Raw genomic sequence first — 12,012 nt, forward strand, 5'->3', positions numbered from 1 at the left:
TTCAATAATCCGCTACGCCAGTAATTTATGCGCAGTCGGACTTCCCGGTTCAAGGCCCTTGTCCCTCATTTGTTGGTAGAAATTATCAATCTCTTTTTTGACCGTAGTAAGAATCTGGCCATTTATTGGGTAACCCTGATTATCCACGATTTCTGCTTCAAAAGGAGCCGCGAAAGCATTTGCGGCGATCATCAAAGAGCGAAGCGGCTGAGATTCCGGAGTCATCAAAGCGACGAATAAGGAAATAACGACGTAGCTCGGAGAAACCCAAGCTGCTGCAATCGCACCTTTTCTGTTATGGCTTCTCTTTCCGTCAGCTGTCTGCACTAACTCCCCTACTTTTTCATACAGTTTGGAATTAATACGTTTCATACCTAAATCGCTTGCCACTTTTTCAAACTCATCCAAGCTGACTTCATTGCGGGAGCGTAAAGTAACGGAAATCTGAGCCCCAAATTGCTGAAGCAAATGAGTAAGATTTTTTGATTTATTTGAAATCAAAGACTGTTCCACTTCATCACTGCTTCCGTCAAACATCATTTCCAAACGCTGCTTTATCTGCAGAACGGATGAAATGGAAACTTCACTTACCACCCCTCTGGAGGAAGCCAACTGAACGAAGATGATAATGGAAGAATAGAGGCCAATCGCTTCCGGCACGTACCAACTCTTGGTGTAAGAATCGTACCCGTAAACCCAATAATTGCCTTTCGGCTGAAGGTTTTTCAGCGGAAGAAGCTCATTTAAAAGCGCACTGCCGGTAACCGGGTTCTTAAACTGGATTTTGAAAGAAACCTCCAGCATCGGATTATGAGAAGGACAGCCGTTTTTTTCAACGTCTTCGAATCTCAAGACTTCATCAAACGGAAGACTGTTTTGCTGAAAATCTAACGCGGAACCGGATATATCCGTCCTCGCTGCAGCCTGAGCCTGCATTTGTTGTTGTTTCGATTCTTCAAGGGCTTTTGCTGTTTTTTCAAAAGAATAGACCTCAGGGACTTTATCCGCAGCTGGTTTTGCTTCAGGTTTAGCCGGCTTAACAGGTGCAGAAGAAGGAGTAGCCTGCATCGGGACCGTGGGTTTCTGAACAGCATCTTTCACGGGAGTCTGGGAGGAAGAAGGGTTCACCGCTTCCGAAGATTGACGTACCGACTGAATCTCTTTTTCTTTCTCAGAACGTAAGAAAGGCTCTTTTTTGTTTCCCGCCAGAGGAGACTTATCCTGCTTAATTTTTTTCGGGGCTTCTTTAATTTTCAACCAATACCAGATGCCACCTCCCGCGCAGCCAATAAGCAAAATAGCGGTCAATGTCATCCCAAGAACAAAGCTCATCCGATTTCCCTTCTCTTTAAATCTTATGCATTACTGGATCGGATATTTTATTGTTTAAAGGAGCTGTTGTGGTAATGAATTTCAGAATTAATTAGATAAATTTTCCTAATATCGGAAAAATTGTCAGTATCCGGCTGAAAATACAGAACTTACCTCAGAAAATCTCTGACTGAGGGATTGGCCGGAAATGAGCATATAGAAGATTTTCAGTTGTCTGGAAAGTCACAGAAAGCCTCGTTTGGAGGATCAAATAATTTTGAAGCCGGCTATCAGGAATTCCTGCTCAATTGAACTCCTTCTTCCAACTTCTTACTCATTTTTCTCAGTCTTTTGGGCACTAATAGAAAATTCGCTTAGACTTAAAGGTTTAATAGTTTGTTGCTTGTAGCCTCTTTATTTGAAAGGCTCCGAGCTGTTTATAGGAGTGTTCCTTTAATGCCTACTCAACCTAGTAAAACACTAGAAACTTTTGATAACCCTCAGCCGAACAGAGATTACCTCATTCACATTGAGATTCCTGAATTTACATCTCTCTGTCCTTTGACAGGGCAGCCTGATTTTGCAACGCTTTTTCTTGACTACATTCCTGATAAGAAAAACGTTGAATTGAAAGCCCTAAAGCTTTACATCTGGAGCTTCCGTGAAGAAGGAGCTTTCCATGAAGCCATTACCAACAAAATTCTTGATGATTTAGTTGAAGCTCTTCAGCCCCGCTACATGAGACTGAAAGCCAAATGGTGGGTCAGAGGCGGAATCTATACCACGGTTGTTGCTGAACACCGCAAACCCGGATGGGCACCGCAACCGATGGTTGAGCTTCCTGAATTCGAAACAAACGACCCGACAAGAGGTTAATCAATTTCTCAATCCCAAGGAACTTCCATGAATCCAGATTTAGCGCTGACTAGACCTTACCCTTTTACACGATTAAAAAAATTATTGGAAGGATCTCAGCCTCCTGCCGGCAAAAAACATATTTCTCTGTCAATCGGAGAACCGAAACATCCGGCTCCTTCATCTGTATTAAATGAGCTTTACCACAACTTCCAACTGTTTGAAAAATATCCTTCCACCAATGGAATGCCTGAACTGCGGGAGGCAATTGCCAATTGGAACTTGAGACGGCATGGAGTAAAACTCAATCCAGCCACTCAAATTCTGCCGGTCAACGGGTCCCGAGAAGCCCTATTTTCTTTTACTCAAGCTGCCATAGACTCCTCCAAGAACCCGACGGTTTTAATGCCTTGTCCCTTCTACCAAATCTATGAGGGAGCGGCCATTATGGCCGGAGCCAAACCCGTTTATATCCCGACAACTGCTGAAAACGACTTTGTGATGGACTTAGAGGCCTCTGCCTCCGAAGAAGAACTCGAAAACGCCCAACTGGTTTTTGTTTGCTCCCCGAGCAACCCGACAGGAAAAGTCCTCGGCCTGGCTCATTGGAAAAAATTATTTGAATTGGCCGATAAATACAACTTCATTATCGCCAGTGATGAATGTTATTCGGAAATTTATTTCGACGAAGATAATCCCCCGCTTGGAGCTTTGCAAGCCGCGAAGATTCTAGGCCGAGATGATTTTGACAAGTTAGTGGTTTTTTCAAGTTTGTCCAAGCGCTCAAACATTCCGGGCATGAGAACAGGATTCGTGGCAGGTGATGCAAAGCTCTTGAAACCCTATCTTCTTTACCGAACCTATCACGGCTGCGCCATGAGCGGTCCTTTGCAAAAAGCAAGCATCATTGCTTGGAATGATGAAGAACACGTTAAAGAGAACAGACGTCTTTACCATGAAAAATTTGAAGCCGGTCTGCCTCTCGTACAGCAGACCCTTGAAGTAGAAATGCCGGATGCCTCATTTTATCTTTGGGCTAAGACCCCAATAGATGATAAAGTTTTTACTAGGAGGCTCTACGAGGAAGCAGGCATCACGGTTCTTCCGGGGAGTTTTTTAGGAAGAGAACTGGCAAACGGCATCAATCCGGGTTCCGGATACGTGCGAATTGCACTCGTAGCGACAACTGAAGAAGTGAAAGAAGCGACGCAACGAATCGCTGAATTTAAGATATAGGAGTAAAAATGCAATATATAAAAGACATTATCGAACGCGCTTTTGACCTCAAGCCGGAACATTTAGGTCCCGAAGTACACAACGCTGTAGATGAAGTTCTTCAGTCTTTGAACAAGGGGAAATTAAGAGTCGCCGAAAAGATTGACGGCAAGTGGGAAGTCAATCAATGGATCAAAAAGGCAATTCTTCTTGAATTCAGAATGAATCCAAGCCGTGTTTCCAGAGCAGGTGAGTTTGTTTATTTCGACAAAGTTCCTCTTAAATTTACTCTTTACAACGAAAGAATGTTCAAGGAAGGCGGCTTCCGCGTTGTTCCAGGAGCTATCGCCCGCGAAGGCAGCTTCATTGCTCCGGGAGCTGTTTTGATGCCGTCTTATGTCAACATCGGTGCATACGTCGGTGAAAACACAATGGTCGACACTTGGGCAACCGTAGGCTCTTGTGCACAAATCGGCAAAAACTGTCATCTCTCCGGCGGTGTCGGCATCGGCGGCGTTTTGGAACCTCTCCAGGCCAACCCAACTATTATTGAAGATAACTGCTTCATCGGTGCCCGCAGTGAAATTGTCGAAGGCGTCATCGTTGAAGAAAACTCCGTTATCTCTATGGGCGTCTTTATCGGCCAAAGCACGAAGATCTATGACAGAACAACAGGCGAAATTTTCAGAGGCCGTGTTCCTGCCGGTTCCGTTGTTGTCCCGGGAAGCCTCCCGAGCAAAGACGGCAAATATAACCTGAACTGCGCCGTCATCGTTAAGCGTGTCGATGCCCAAACAAGAGCCAAGACAAGCATTAACGAACTTTTAAGAGACTAAGCATGACTGCCGCCTCAGACAACTTAACCCTTCGGCTTTTGAGAGAAGTCCTCTCTTGTCCCTCCGTCACACCGGAGGATAAGGGATGCCAGAACTTAATCAGCGGTTTCCTTATTGACGCCGGGTTTGAATCAGAAACTATTTGCCGTGGAAAAACAGACAATCTTTACTGTTGGTATGGATCTGCCGGACCATTGTTTTTATTTGCCGGTCACACTGACGTCGTTCCTCCCGGTTGCGGCTGGAATACAGACCCGTTTGCTCCGACAGAAGTTGACGGGAACTTAGTTGCTCGAGGCGCGCAGGACATGAAAACCTCTGACGTTTGCTTTGCAGCTGCTGCAAAGCAATTCGTCAAAAACTTTCCAAACTTTAAGGGTCGTATTGCCCTTCTTCTCACAAGTGATGAAGAAGGGGACGGCAAAGACGGAACGGCTTTTGCCATCGAGGAACTGAAGAAGAAAGGAATTCAGCCCGACTTTTGTATTGTCGGCGAACCGACTTGCTCTAAAGAATTAGGAGACACCATCAAGAACGGCCGCAGAGGCTCTTGCAACTGCCGGGTTACTATTTATGGGGAACAAGGTCATGTCGCCTATCCGTTAAAGGTTGAAAACCCAATTCATACAGCGTCCAAAATTATCAGCAAGCTTGCTCAAACTCAGTGGGATCAGGGCTGCGAAGGCTTCCCCTCCACTTCTTTCCAGGTAAGCAATATCACTGCCGGAACAGGCGCCGTCAACATAGTCCCCGGCTCCTGCAGCTTTGTTTTTAATTTACGTTATAACCCGGCAACTTCCGGCCAAGAAATCGAAAATAAAGCTAACGGCATTATTAAAGAATTTGCAGAAAACTCCGATATCTCTTGGGAGCACAGCGCTTTTCCTTTTAAAACGGAAGGAAAGGAATTAACCGGATGCTTAGAAAAAGCCATCTCTAAGGTTCAAGATATCAAACCAGCGCTTTCAACCACAGGAGGAACCAGCGACGCACGTTTCATCAGCCGGTGGTGTTCGGAAGTCGTTGAATTCGGCCCTGTCAACAATCTCATCCATAAAGCGAACGAATCCATTCCTTTGAAGGATATTCCGAAGCTGACAGAAATCTATTACCAAACACTTGTCAATCTTTTTTCGGTAAGTTCAAAATGAATTTAGAAAACACTGCCCCTCTAAGAACAATTAGAGATTTTGTCAGGTACGCTGCAACTCAATTGTCAAAAGCAAACATCTCTTATGCTCACGGATATGACAATCCATACGACGAAGCAGGATTTTTAGTGCTCCGTTCCTTGGGAATCGAACTTGAATATGAAAATAAGTTTTTAGACGCAGCGTTAACTCAGGACGAAAGACAATTCATTCTTAACCCAATTTCCCGCAGATGCGATGAACTTGTGCCGACTGCTTATCTCACCAAAGAGTGGTGGCTGACCGGCCATCGTTTTTTTGTAGATGATCGGGTCCTAATTCCCAGAAGCTTTATTGCCGAATTAATTGAAGAAAAATTTCAGCCGTGGGTAAAGAACCCTGAAGAAATTACTTCCGTATTAGATATGTGCACCGGCTCCGGATGTCTTGCCATTCTCTCCTCCGAATGCTTCCCGAATGCGGAAGTAGATGCTGTTGATATCAGCGAAGGCGCTTTGGAAGTTGCCGAAAAAAATATCGCCGACTACGGTTTAGAAGGTATTGTAAGACCTATTCAATCTGATTTATTTACCAACTTAGTCGGCAAGAAGTACGATGTTATCATCACAAATCCTCCCTATGTCACCACAGAAGCTATGGAGCATTTGCCCGGTGAATACCGGCACGAACCTGAGCTGGCTTTAGTTGCGGGCGAAGACGGGATGGATTTAATTAAAACTATCCTTGAGCAGGCTAAAGAACATTTAAATGATGGCGGTTTAATGTTCGTAGAACTCGGCGACGGCAAAGAGGCTTTCGAAAACAGATGGCCCGAATTAAATGTTGTATGGCTTCCCACCAGCGGAGGCGATGATCAGGTATTCATGATCAGAAAGGAAAATCTTCCGTAATGCTTAGACTCCAAAACGTATCTGTCTCCCGCGGAACAAGAATTCTTTATTCCGGGGCAACACTCATCAGCAGCCCCGGAGAAAGAATCGGATTAGTGGGACCTAACGGGTCAGGCAAATCAACATTATTTGCCGCCATTCTCGGAGAAATCGGCACAGAAGCGGGTGACATCACAACTCCGGAATACACCCTCATTTCGCACGTTGCTCAGAGAATTGAAAACCCTGAACAGCAAGCCATGCATTACGTCCTTGAAGGACATAAGCCTCTCATCGAAGCTAAGAGTGCTTTAGCCAAGGCTGAACAGTCTCATGATGATTTAGCTTACGCCTCGGCTCTAGCCGCTTACACTGAAATCAATGAAGGAGCAGTGGTTGCCAGAGCAAAAGAAATTCTTCACGGTCTAGGATTCAAGGACGAAGACTCCGAAAGAAAGGTATCAGAGTTCTCAGGCGGTTGGAGAAACAGACTTTCTCTGGCCCGTGCTCTGCTTACACCGGCCGAGTTAATGCTGCTTGACGAACCGACCAACCACTTGGATATCGACTCCGTCATTTGGCTGGAAAGTTGGTTGAAGGCTCAACAAACCACTATCGTCGTCATTTCCCATGACAGAGAATTCTTAGATCGGATTTCTCAAACAATTTGGTCTATTGAAGACGGCACCATCCATCGTTATTCGGGAAACTTCTCCGATTACGAGAGAATCAGAGCTGAAAAGATCAAACAGCAAGCAGCGGCTGCTAAAGCTTACGAAAAAAACGCCCGTCATCTGCAAAAGTTTATCGACCGTTTCCGCTATAAAGCTACCAAGGCCAAGCAGGCTCAATCCCGTATCAAGATGCTGGAAAAGCTGCAAGCCATTGAGCCGATTAAAGGAAGCAATGAATGGCGCTTTAATTTTGCTGAACCTGAGAAGATGCCTCAGCATCTCATCTTTGCACAGGAGTTGAACTGCGGCTATGACGGCAAGCCAATTCTGACTAATGTCAAAGTTAAGGTTGAACCTCAAGACCGAATCGGCGTTTTAGGCGTCAACGGAGCGGGTAAATCTACATTAATTAAAACGCTTATCGGAGAACTTGCGGCGATATCCGGAGAAATCCGCTACGGCACAGGCTTAAATATCGGGTACTTTGCCCAGCATCAGCTCGATCAGCTCAGAGAAGACGAATCCCCTTTGCAGCATCTTACCCGCATCGCACCGAATGTCAGAGAACAAGAACTGCGAAACTATCTTGGGGGATTTAAGTTCAGCAATGAGATGGCCTGCAACCCTGTCGGTCCGATGTCCGGAGGAGAAAAAGCCCGTCTTTGCCTTGCCTTGATAGCGTGGACTAAACCTAATCTTTTAGTCCTTGACGAGCCAACCAACCATTTGGATATGGAAACTCGCGATGCTCTCACCGTAGCCTTGTCCTCTTTTGAAGGTGCGGTCTTATTGGTTTCTCACGATCGGCACCTTCTGAAAACCGTATGTGACGATTTATGGATTGTTCATAAAGGTCAGGTCAGTGAATTTTTAGGAGATTTGGAAGATTACGCACGTATTGTTCTTGAAGACAAAAAGGACAAAATCAAAGAATCCGCCTCCGAGGACAAAGAAGCTCCTACGGTAAATAAAAAAGAGAAACGAAAATTAGAAGCGGAAGAAAGAGCACGCATTTCCGCTTTAAGAGCTCCTCTGCAAAAGCAGCTTAAACAGGTTGAAACCGCTCTCGATAAAAAGTCAAAGAAGTTAAAAGAACTCAACGCTCAGTTAGCTGAGGAAGATTTTTATCAAAAAGATTCCGCTCTCGTCAGCAAAACCATCAAAGAACAGGGAGAGCTTGCTTCGGAGGTGGAAGAACTCGAACTCCAGTGGCTGAATTTATCCGAGCAAATCGAAAGCATCGTTTAAACCAAAACTATCAGTTAACCTTCCGATCGTTCTTCACGCCCAACGGGACGATCGGAACGCCTTCTTCAATCAATTCAATGACTTCTTCCGTTTTAGCCGTTCCCCTGATGGAGCGCTCGGGACTGTCACCATAATGAATAGCTCTCGCCTCGGCGGCAAACTTTTCCCCGACATCTTCAGCCGAGTTAATTTGTTCCGCAACTTCTTTAATTAAATTTTCTAACCGTTCTTGGGCTTCTTTTTCACTGGCAGAGACGGAAGTACTACGGCTGCGCGCAACATGCGGGGCAGAAAGGACTCTTTCAACCTCCCTGCACTCACAAAAAGGACAAAGGAAAAGACCGGCGTCCCGCTGCTTTTCGAACTCCTTAACGCTTGGAATCATCGCTTCAAATAGATGCCCATTTTTGCATTTGAAGTTAAATACTTTTAAAGCCAATCCAAATTCCTTTTTGTTAGTCCGCTTGTTATGTTAACCAGGAAAAGCGGCATATTCAAATTTGAAGCGTGTCGTCTGATAGCTCCCCGGAAAAACTTTCACAATTCCAGAGACCGTAATGGTAAATCTCGGCGGCTTCTTTGCTCCTCTATCACCAATACACTTTTGTTATCTTTTCATAGAAGAACAAAAAGAAGCGGACACGTGCTCCATTTTGCGCTGCGCCAACATTTTCTAATTTTCGTCTTCTGCCAATATCCTCTTTGCTCTGTCGGGCAAAGAAATTCTTGAAGAGTTTTTGCAAAAATTTACAGTTAGAGAAAGTCTTTAGGTTTGAGTTTGTATGAGTTTTTGTTATCGAAAAATATTCAAAAAAATCTTTAATAAACAAAGAAATCTAAACCCTCCCTCCTTAATCACACCATAAAAAGAAACTTAACCTATGTCGTATTTTTGCAACGCTTTCAAAATACGCTAAAAATTTTTGAGGACCTAATTTGACAAGCAAAAATTCTGCCTGTATAGTTCTGTTTCTCTCAGCGCGGGAGTAGCTCAGTTGGTAGAGCGCAACCTTGCCAAGGTTGAGGTCGCGAGTTCGAGACTCGTCTCCCGCTCCAGAATTTTTAAAGTTATTCTTTAGAGAACAGATTTTGGATGGCGCGATAGCAAAGCGGTTATGCACCGGATTGCAAATCCGTTGAGAGCGGTTCGACTCCGCTTCGCGCCTCCAGTGCGGGAGTAGCTCAGTTGGTAGAGCGCAACCTTGCCAAGGTTGAGGTCGCGAGTTCGAGACTCGTCTCCCGCTCCAACTAATCTTTCTCTAACCGATAACTACGCGGGAGTAGCTCAGTTGGTAGAGCGCAACCTTGCCAAGGTTGAGGTCGCGAGTTCGAGACTCGTCTCCCGCTCCATTCTTTTGTTTACTTTTCCTGATTGCATCATTACAAAAACTTCAGTTCGCCAACGAACTTCTCGGGATTAGGCTTGGGCCACAATGCCATTCTTTAGTACTTTTACTCAACACTTAAGATTACCAATTTGTCGCCTTGGCTTTTGTGCATCCCCCAAAAGCCTTTGGCATTTTTTCATTTCTGATTCCAAACGTTACCACCTGTAAAGAATCGGAAATTAATGAGTACAAATGAGATCAATTCTCAATATTTAATAATTTTTTAAGTACTTATGCCTAGACTCTCCTTTCTAAATTCCGCTTGGTAGCGCAGCACAGATGTTTGAATATGAATTAAAGAGGTTAAACCTCAGCGAGAAAAGAGAGCAGCAGGTCAAACATCCTTATATTGCTAAGGATGTTGAGACTATTCGCATCATGACAGAGATTTTCTGTCATGCACACCATGACACTAAAGAAGGAATGTGTCCGGAATGCGAAGACTTTTATCTCTACGCCGTTAAGAGACTTGCCTGCTGCCCTTTCGGAGAGAAAAAACCGGTCTGCGGAAGCTGCAAAATCCACTGTTTCGGCAAAGGTTATAAAGAAAAAGCAAAAGAAATTATGGCCTTCTCCGGACCAAGATTAATCCTGAAACACCCTTACCTATCTTTCCGCCATTTAGTAGCATTGTTTAGGACGGCTCCGGATAAACCAACGGCCGCGAAACCGCGGCCGACTGTAGCTAAAAAAGAGAAGTAGACAGATACACTGAAATCTTTATGATTCGGCGTACGAGCCTCGATATAACTCTCTTTACTTCTTGGCGTCTTTCATTACGGTTTCGCCCGCCACTTTGCCGTTCACTAAGCAGTCCATAACTGCATTAGCACCGATACGAACGGCACCATGAATACCTCCGGTACATTCTCCGGCAGCATAAAGGCCCGGAATCGGCTGATCGTTAACCACGGACAAAACGCGTGTGGATGTGTCAGTAGCAATACCTCCCATGGTGTGATGAATCTTCGGACTCATTTCAGAGACATAATAAGGAGCGTGAGTAAGAGACTTCAACCCTTTATCAAATTTTCGGTTGAATTCCTCATCTTTCCCAGCTTCAATCGATTTGTTAAAGTCAGCAAAAGTTTGTTTTAAGACTTCCGGATTCATTCCATAGGCTTTGGCCAGAGCATCTAAATCCGCATACTCTTTGACCGCTCCGTTCTTTTTCAAAATTTCCATTGCTCCCGGACGGACTTTCTTGAACGATTCGACACCTTCTGCATCAGTTACGGAAATTGTTCTTCCTTTAGCGTCTAATACTTTGAAAATAGCATCGGTTGCTGTTTTACGATCGCCGAATTCATCGGTAAATCTCTTACCGGTATTGGTATTGAGCCACAAACCATACAAAGAGCCACCTACGCTTGCAAAATGAGATCCCATGCCCATTCCTTCTTCATCCGGCGAGGTATTCGGCAAGAATTGAATCCAATCGGCCTGAATGATATTTGCGCCTATACGGCTTGCTTCACGCATTAATTCTGCGGTTGCGCCGGGCTGATTGGTGGTCTTCAAGTTAGCCGTCAGCTTAGGATCAAGCAATGTGCGATAAGCGATATCAGCTGAGAATCCGCCGAAAGCTAAAATAACGCCGTCCTTAGCTTTGATCTCAACTGTTTTTCCTGAATCCTCTTTTCCGAATTTGTATCCTTCACGTGCCGTAACACCGATGACTCGGCCGTCTTTATTCTTATCGAGAGAAATTACTTTAACACCCGTGAAGACAGGAACTCCGAGTTCTTTGAGTCTGGCCATGAAAGGAACCAAAATTCCTTGACCTGTTCCTTCCTTGGTAATCAAGCAGCGTCTTGCGGAATGCCCGCCTTTACCCGTCAAATCAGTGCGCCAAACCACGCCTTGTTTTTTCGTCCACTCAAAAGTTGGAGCTGCCAATTCAGTAACGACTTTAATATGTTCAGGATCGCCTAATCCCAGGCCAATTCTCTTCATGTCGGCAGCGAGTTTAGCCGGAGAGTCCTCAATGCCTTGTTCTTTTTGGACTGACGAACCTGGGATGGCCATCATGCCGCCGGAACGTGAAGAGTTTCCTCCGGCTACCTGCATTTTTTCCAAAACAGCTACCTTGGCACCGTTTTCAGCTGCAGAAATTGCAGCAGCTAATCCGGCGAAACCAGAACCGATGACAATGACATCGTACTCAGGAGCAATAGTTTGAGGGGCAGCCCAAATTAAAGACGGAACACCGGCGCATAAAGCTCCGGTAACCATCACTTGAAGCATGTTTCTGCGGAATAATTTCATTTGGTTCTCCATTTGGTTGGTCTAGTTTTTATCTACATGATTCGTAGAAATTCTAGGATCCGTGTTGCGAGATGTAAACAGAAATTATTGCTTCTTTGAGAATCACATTGATTAGTTTTTGGAGCACAAAAATATTATCTGCAAGTAAAAAACTCCGGTGCTTTTGCTAACTCACCGGAGCATTGAATAAAAACAAC

General features: G+C 44.8%; 10 protein-coding genes and 4 tRNA genes. 11 read left to right on the top strand and 3 right to left on the bottom strand.

From position 1 onward, the window contains the following. Positions 1–12: 12 nt before the first annotated feature. The gene (locus tag ADH67_RS05820) at positions 13–1,332 is read right to left on the bottom strand and encodes a hypothetical protein (protein ID WP_066593013.1); all 1,320 of its coding nucleotides are present in this window, start codon (positions 1,330–1,332) and stop codon (positions 13–15) included. Between the two features lie 435 nt (positions 1,333–1,767). Here ADH67_RS05820 and queF point away from each other — a divergent pair, with 435 nt between their 5' ends. Genes queF through abc-f form a run of 6 tightly spaced genes read left to right on the top strand, consistent with a single transcriptional unit; the run spans position 1,768 to position 8,159 of the window. Next, positions 1,768–2,187 carry a preQ(1) synthase gene (queF, locus tag ADH67_RS05825; protein WP_066593018.1) on the top strand — a complete coding sequence of 140 codons (420 nt, stop codon included), beginning with the start codon at positions 1,768–1,770 and terminating at the stop codon, positions 2,185–2,187. Positions 2,188–2,214: 27 nt separating this feature from the next. Then, a complete protein-coding gene (gene dapC / locus ADH67_RS05830; protein WP_066593027.1) occupies positions 2,215–3,402 on the top strand; it encodes a succinyldiaminopimelate transaminase in 1,188 nt (395 codons plus the stop codon). Positions 3,403–3,410: 8 nt separating this feature from the next. Beyond that, the gene (gene dapD, locus ADH67_RS05835; protein ID WP_066593028.1) at positions 3,411–4,217 is read left to right on the top strand and encodes a 2,3,4,5-tetrahydropyridine-2,6-dicarboxylate N-succinyltransferase; all 807 of its coding nucleotides are present in this window, start codon (positions 3,411–3,413) and stop codon (positions 4,215–4,217) included. Positions 4,218–4,219: 2 nt separating this feature from the next. Next, positions 4,220–5,368: a succinyl-diaminopimelate desuccinylase gene (gene dapE, locus ADH67_RS05840; RefSeq protein WP_066593030.1), complete on the top strand. Its 1,149-nt coding sequence runs from the start codon at positions 4,220–4,222 to the stop codon at positions 5,366–5,368. Beyond that, on the top strand, positions 5,365–6,258 hold the full coding sequence (gene prmB / locus ADH67_RS05845; RefSeq protein WP_066593033.1) for a 50S ribosomal protein L3 N(5)-glutamine methyltransferase: 894 nt from the start codon (positions 5,365–5,367) through the stop codon (positions 6,256–6,258). Before dapE ends, prmB begins: the two co-directional genes overlap by 4 nt. Continuing rightward, a complete protein-coding gene (abc-f, locus tag ADH67_RS05850) occupies positions 6,258–8,159 on the top strand; it encodes a ribosomal protection-like ABC-F family protein (protein ID WP_066593036.1) in 1,902 nt (633 codons plus the stop codon). Before prmB ends, abc-f begins: the two co-directional genes overlap by 1 nt. A 10-nt stretch (positions 8,160–8,169) precedes the next feature. Here the strand turns inward: abc-f and ADH67_RS05855 are convergent, their stop codons facing one another. After that, positions 8,170–8,598, bottom strand: coding sequence for a DUF1178 family protein (locus tag ADH67_RS05855; RefSeq protein ID WP_066593040.1), 429 nt, complete (start codon positions 8,596–8,598; stop codon positions 8,170–8,172). A 541-nt stretch (positions 8,599–9,139) separates the two neighbouring features. On the opposite strand from ADH67_RS05855, the gene ADH67_RS05865 reads away from it, so the two are divergent. The 5 genes from ADH67_RS05865 to ADH67_RS05885 all read left to right on the top strand — a co-directional run bounded on the left by ADH67_RS05865 (position 9,140) and on the right by ADH67_RS05885 (position 10,249). After that, positions 9,140–9,215 (top strand) — tRNA-Gly (locus ADH67_RS05865). A gap of 39 nt (positions 9,216–9,254) precedes the next feature. Beyond that, positions 9,255–9,328 (top strand) — tRNA-Cys (locus ADH67_RS05870). Between the two features lie 2 nt (positions 9,329–9,330). Beyond that, positions 9,331–9,406 (top strand) — tRNA-Gly (locus ADH67_RS05875). A gap of 27 nt (positions 9,407–9,433) precedes the next feature. Next, a tRNA-Gly gene (locus tag ADH67_RS05880) sits at positions 9,434–9,509 on the top strand. Positions 9,510–9,826: 317 nt separating this feature from the next. Then, positions 9,827–10,249: a nitrous oxide-stimulated promoter family protein gene (locus tag ADH67_RS05885; protein ID WP_066593049.1), complete on the top strand. Its 423-nt coding sequence runs from the start codon at positions 9,827–9,829 to the stop codon at positions 10,247–10,249. A 54-nt stretch (positions 10,250–10,303) separates the two neighbouring features. Here ADH67_RS05885 and ADH67_RS05890 read toward each other — a convergent pair whose 3' ends face one another. Continuing rightward, positions 10,304–11,815: an FAD-dependent oxidoreductase gene (locus tag ADH67_RS05890; RefSeq protein ID WP_236578516.1), complete on the bottom strand. Its 1,512-nt coding sequence runs from the start codon at positions 11,813–11,815 to the stop codon at positions 10,304–10,306. Between the last annotated feature and the right edge of the window lie 197 nt (positions 11,816–12,012).

It is taken from the genome of Turicimonas muris, from assembly GCF_002221595.1.
GTDB lineage: Bacteria > Pseudomonadota > Gammaproteobacteria > Burkholderiales > Burkholderiaceae_F > Turicimonas > Turicimonas muris.